5 protein-coding genes and 1 tRNA gene are annotated in these 4483 nt (G+C 69.7%); 5 read left to right on the top strand and 1 reads right to left on the bottom strand.

Annotation, left to right across the window (positions count from 1 at the left end; genetic code table 11):
* The first annotated feature begins 34 nt into the window (after positions 1-34).
* A complete protein-coding gene (locus ABZ260_RS47345) occupies positions 35-802 on the top strand; it encodes a hypothetical protein (protein WP_355631521.1) in 768 nt (255 codons plus the stop codon).
* Between the two features lie 259 nt (positions 803-1061).
* Here the strand turns inward: ABZ260_RS47345 and ABZ260_RS47340 are convergent, their stop codons facing one another.
* Positions 1062-2087: a M48 family metallopeptidase gene (locus ABZ260_RS47340; protein WP_350928858.1), complete on the bottom strand. Its 1026-nt coding sequence runs from the start codon at positions 2085-2087 to the stop codon at positions 1062-1064.
* Positions 2088-2161: 74 nt separating this feature from the next.
* Between ABZ260_RS47340 and nadD the strand changes: the two genes are divergently transcribed.
* From nadD to ABZ260_RS47320, 4 genes are all read left to right on the top strand, one after another.
* Positions 2162-2833, top strand: coding sequence for a nicotinate-nucleotide adenylyltransferase (nadD, locus tag ABZ260_RS47335; protein ID WP_355631518.1), 672 nt, complete (start codon positions 2162-2164; stop codon positions 2831-2833).
* Positions 2834-3145: 312 nt separating this feature from the next.
* Positions 3146-3553: a ribosome silencing factor gene (gene rsfS / locus ABZ260_RS47330; RefSeq protein WP_030924760.1), complete on the top strand. Its 408-nt coding sequence runs from the start codon at positions 3146-3148 to the stop codon at positions 3551-3553.
* The gene (locus ABZ260_RS47325; protein ID WP_355631515.1) at positions 3550-4182 is read left to right on the top strand and encodes a histidine phosphatase family protein; all 633 of its coding nucleotides are present in this window, start codon (positions 3550-3552) and stop codon (positions 4180-4182) included. Before rsfS ends, ABZ260_RS47325 begins: the two co-directional genes overlap by 4 nt.
* Before the next feature lie 124 nt (positions 4183-4306).
* A tRNA-Ala gene (locus tag ABZ260_RS47320) sits at positions 4307-4379 on the top strand.
* The last annotated feature ends 104 nt before the right edge of the window (positions 4380-4483 follow it).

Genomic DNA, 4483 nt, shown 5'->3' with positions numbered 1-4483 from the left:
GCCATGGTCGGCATGGCCGATGTGGAGCGGATCCATGAGGCGTGCAAGGTGTTCGGCCAGATGGACAACCAGTTCGGCCGCGGCGGGGGAGACGTCGCGGGGCGGGCGTCAGGTCTCCCCGGCCGCTGAGGCGTCCAGCGGTGGGCGTGCGGCTCCCGCGGCAGGTGAGGCGTCGCGGGGCGGGCGTTCCTCCGCCGCGGACGGCGGCAGGGCGACCCGGCGCCGGGCGGGCAGACGGTCCGGCGGCGCGGCAGGGGAGGCTCAGGCCCCTGGCCGGGCAGGGCCGCTGCCCACGGGCAACGCGGCGCTGCTCCTGCTGGCGGTGCTGGCCGTGCCGTGCGTCGTGGCCACGGTCATCTGGCCGCCGGCCACCTTCGCCGTCACCGGCCTGTTCGCCGCACTGGCCCGCGCGCTCTGGGGCGGGCACTGGCTGGTCAGGAAGCGCAAGTCGGCCAGGGTCCGGGTGGCCCTGCGGGTGCTGGGCTTTCCGGTGATCTTCGCCGCCTCGCTGCTGACCGTCCTGGCCTGGCCGGGGCTGCCGGCGGCCGCCCTGGCGGGTCTCGCACTCTGGCTGACCCTCGGTGGCTCGCTGCCACCGGAGTGGTGGCTGCACTCGGCCCCGATCGCCGTCTCCGGCGTCGTGTTCGGCGTCGTCTGTGGCGGTCTCCTCGGCCGGGAGATCGAGCGGATCGGCGCCGAGCTCGTCGAGCTCCGCAAGGAGGGGCTGCGCGCGCTCGCCGTGCTGGGCGGCTTCGTCGCCCTGTGCTCGGCGGCCGTACGCGCGATCGCCCTTCTCGTGTAGGGGGCGTCCTTTCGTCAGGGAGGCCCCTGGCGCCAGGTCCCGGCCGGTGGTGGGGTTCGCGCCGGCTCAGGCGACCTTGGACGGTGTGGCGGCCCAGGTGTCGCGGGAGGCCGGGGCGCCGGTGATGTGACCCACGTTCGTTCAGGCGCCGCGGTCGGCTCCCTTGCCCGCGGGATCACCGTTGACCTTCAAGGGCGCGGCAGGCCATACCTATCGAATAAAAAAGGGCCCGTCCGGGCCCTTTTGGTGGAACTCTCGGCTAATTTCCATCGCGGCGGGAGAAGCGATTGAAGATGCGCTCCCCGGCGTTGACAGCACCTTCCGCCACGTCGCGCAGAACACCGATGAACGGGTCCTGGGACTGCGACCAGGACTCGCGGTAGGAGCGGGCGGCAGCCCGGACCTCCTCGGAGATCTTCGCGTTGGAGTCGTCGGCGCGGCGGGGGTAGTCGCCGGCGATGATCGTGTCGTACTCGCCGCCGCGGCGCCACTTGTCGAGCTCGGCGACGCGGGAGACGGCGAACGGATGGGTGGTGCCCAGCAGGTTGAGGACCTTGAGCAGGCCGTCGCGGACGTCGCCCGCGGTGTCGTACTCCCGTGCCTGGTCGAGGAAGGCCTCGATGTTCATCTCGTGCAGGCGCGAGCCGCCGGCGAGCTTCATCAGGGCGCGCAGCGCCGCATCGGGGTCCTGGCCGCAGAGCAGGCCGCCGCGGTCGGCGGAGAGCTCGGACTTGCGGTGCCACTCCTCCAGGCCGGCCACGATCGCGCGCAGGCCGATGTAGCCGAGCGGGATCCAGGCCACGCGCGTGGCCAGACGGGTCAGGATGTCGAGCATGGTGCGGTAGACGGCGTGGCCCGACAGGATGTGGGCGGTCTCGTGGCCGATGACGAAGCGCTGCTCCTCCAAATCCATCAGGTCCAGCAGGCCGGTCGTGACGACGATGAACGGGTCGTCGAAACCGATCGCCTTCGCCTGCACCAGCGGGCTCTGCTGCACGTAGACCTCGGGAATGCGGTGGAGGTCGAGCGTGTAGGCCGCGTCGCGGCCCATGTCGTGCAGTGCTCGGAACTGGGTGTCACCGGTGCGTACGGCCGAGGCGAGGTAGATCAGGCGCAGACGGCGCTCACTGACCAGGCCGGACATCTGCTTGAGCACCGTGTCGAATCCGCTGAGCGATCGGAGGGCGACCAGCGCGGACCGGTCAGCGGGATGTTCGTAGGCGCGTGAGCTGATGCCGGGAAGCTGCACGCGGTTGCGATCCGGGGTGGTGGTCATGTCCGGCATGCTACGTCGGGTCTGCCTGCCACGCGCGGGGGGTGATTAAAAGCTCTGTACGGCTTGCGCGTATGGTCCGTTTCATGATGAACGCGCCTACCGGTCGGGGGAAGCGGCGCCTGGGCGTCATGGGCGGGACCTTTGATCCGATCCACCATGGTCACCTGGTCGCGGCCAGTGAGGTCGCCCACCACTTCGACCTCGACGAGGTGGTCTTCGTGCCGACGGGACAGCCCTGGCAGAAAGCCGACAGGACCGTCTCCGCCGCGGAGGACCGGTATCTCATGACGGTCATCGCGACCGCGTCCAACCCTCGCTTCTCGGTGAGCCGCGTCGACATCGACCGCCCGGGGCCGACCTTCACCATCGACACGCTCCGGGAGATCTCCTCTGCCTGGGGGCCCGACGTCGATCTCTACTTCATCACCGGCGCCGATGCCCTGGCCCAGATCCTGAGCTGGCGCGACGTCGACGAGCTGTTCACCATCGCGCACTTCGTGGGCGCCACCAGGCCCGGCCACGTCCTGCACGACCCCGGCCTTCCCGAGGGGAAGGTCAGCCTGGTGGAGATCCCGGCGCTGGCCATCTCGTCGTCGGAGTGCCGCGAGCGGGTGGCCGCAGGGGAGCCCATCTGGTACCTCGTGCCCGACGGCATCGTCCAGTACATCAACAAGCGTGGCCTCTACGGCAAGGCGGCATCTGAGGGGGATCGTCCCCGGCGGTTGGGGCAGGGCAGGCCGGAAGAGAATCTGTGAATCGCGATGATCTGCGGAAATGGCGCAAGTCAGGACGTGTTTCGCTATGATTCGAGAAGTTTGCGTGGGACGGGTGTCCACAGCTCACCCGGCTTGATCGCCGAATGACCCGGGCACCTGCCCGTCCCACCCGAGATCGGCAGGCGCGGCCCCGACCGCGCGGTACGCCCCCGATCAGACCGCCAAACCGTTTGCGGTACGGAATCGGGCGGCCCACGATAGGCGTTGTTCAAACGGTGGCTCTTCAATGAGCGCCGAATCGGGCACCCTGATAGGTGACAGCGCCGACTAGCAGGAGGACTGACCCACACCGTGACAGCAACCGACAGATCCATCCAGCTCGTCAGGCTCGCCGCCGAGGCGGCGGCGGACAAGCTGGCCGATGACATCCTCGCCTATGACGTGAGCGACCAGCTCGTCATCACCGACGCGTTCGTGCTCTGCTCCGCCACCAACGACCGCCAGGTCCGCGCCATCGTCGACGAGATCGAGGATCGGCTGCGGATCGAGGCCGACGCCAAGCCCGTCCGCCGCGAGGGCGAGCGCGAGGGCCGCTGGGTCCTGCTGGACTACATCGACATCGTCGTGCACGTCCAGCACGAGGAAGACCGCACCTTCTACGCGCTCGAGCGCCTGTGGAAGGACTGCCCCTCCATCGCGCTGCCGGACAGCGTGACCCAGGTCGCCGCCCAGCGCGCCCGCGGGGCGGTAGCTGAGTGAGCCGTCGCGTCGTCTGTCTCAGACATGGTCAGACGCTGTGGAACGTCGAACACCGCTTCCAGGGCCACAGCGACATCCCGCTTGACGAGACCGGGATCGCGCAGGCGACCCGTGCGGCCTCGCTGCTCGCCGCGCTCCGCCCGAGCATGATCGTCTCCTCCGACCTCCAACGGGCCTTCGACACGGCCTCGGTACTGGCCCGCGTCACCGGCCTGAACGTCATGGTCGACAAGGATCTGCGAGAGCGGGGCGGCGGGCAGTGGGAAGGGCTCACCCGGGAGGAGATCTCCGCGGGTTGGCCCAGGGAGTTCGCGGCCTGGGAGGCGCCGGGCGGCGAGGAGGTCGGCGACGTCGCCGACAGGGTGGCCTCGGCGGTGCGCCGCTGGGCCGCGCAGGTCGACTCCGACGGCCTGCTCGTCGTCGCCTCCCACGGGGCGGCGATCCGGCTCGGCATCGCCAAGCTCATGAACCTGCCGCAGGAGCTCTGGCCCGCCCTGGGCGGCCTGGGAAACTGTTCCTGGTCGGTGCTGGAGGAGTCGCGCAAGGGCTGGCGCCTGCTGGAGCACAACGCCGGAACCCTCCCCGAGCCGGTCAGCAGCGACGACAACCCCGAGGCCACCCAGGAGTGACCTCGCCGGTGCGGCTTGCGCCCCGGTGGCGGGCGCGGGCCGTGTGGCCGTCGATTAGGTGAACATGTCGGTGTCCTTATATGCTTCCCAAGCGCCGCGACGAGAGCACTCGAAGCGGTGACCAGGGGCTATGGCGCAGCTGGTAGCGCGCCTCCATGGCATGGAGGAGGTCTGGGGTTCGAATCCCCATAGCTCCACAGTTGAACCGCCTCTGACCTGCGCTTTTGTGCAGGGCAGAGGCCGCGCAGGACATCCCGATGATCCAGGGCCTGGTCGTGCTGTCGGCCCTCGTCTTCGTGGT

This window comes from Streptosporangium sp. NPDC006013, assembly GCF_040614275.1.
Taxonomy (GTDB): Bacteria; Actinomycetota; Actinomycetes; order Streptosporangiales; family Streptosporangiaceae; genus Streptosporangium.
The sequence above is the reverse complement of the archived record's forward strand: the minus strand, read 5'-3'. Positions and strand labels throughout refer to the sequence as shown.

Excerpts from the sequence above, each read along its gene's own strand:
- ABZ260_RS47345 (WP_355631521.1), top strand. The coding sequence starts at position 35 with ATGAGGCGTGCAAGGTGTTCGGCCAGATGGACAACCAGTTCGGCCGCG.
- ABZ260_RS47340 (WP_350928858.1), bottom strand. The coding sequence starts at position 2,087 with ATGCCGGACATGACCACCACCCCGGATCGCAACCGCGTGCAGCTTCCC.
- nadD (WP_355631518.1), top strand. The coding sequence starts at position 2,162 with ATGATGAACGCGCCTACCGGTCGGGGGAAGCGGCGCCTGGGCGTCATG.